This window comes from Acinetobacter sp. M5A5_2a (assembly GCF_053345265.1).
Window position 1 is genome coordinate 1 of record NZ_JBKEZV010000028.1, and the last position, 372, is coordinate 372.

At 50.5% G+C, this 372-nt stretch carries 1 protein-coding gene; it reads left to right on the forward strand.

All coding sequences use genetic code 11. The features are described from left to right. On the forward strand, window positions 1-372 hold a 372-nt coding region (locus ACLBWE_RS19120), incomplete at both ends, for an Ig-like domain-containing protein (RefSeq protein ID WP_447604286.1).

Genomic DNA, 372 nt, shown 5'->3' on the forward strand with positions numbered 1-372 from the left:
GATGATGTGTTAACCAATGACAGCACACCTGCACTCACCGGTACAGTCAATGATCCGACTGCGACAGTGGTGGTGAATGTAGATGGCACTGACTATCCAGCAGTAAACAATGGTGATGGTACCTGGAGTCTTGCAGACAATACCTTGCCTGTACTGACCGATGGTCCGCACACCATTACTGTGACTGCAACAGATGCGGCAGGTAATGTGGGTACAGACACAGCTGTGGTGACGATTGATACGGTTGCACCAAATGCACCGGTACTTGATCCAATCAATGCCACTGACCCAGTGAGCGGTACAGCAGAACCTGGTTCAACAGTAACAGTCAGCTTCCCGGACGGTACAACAGCAACTGTAGTTGCAGGTACA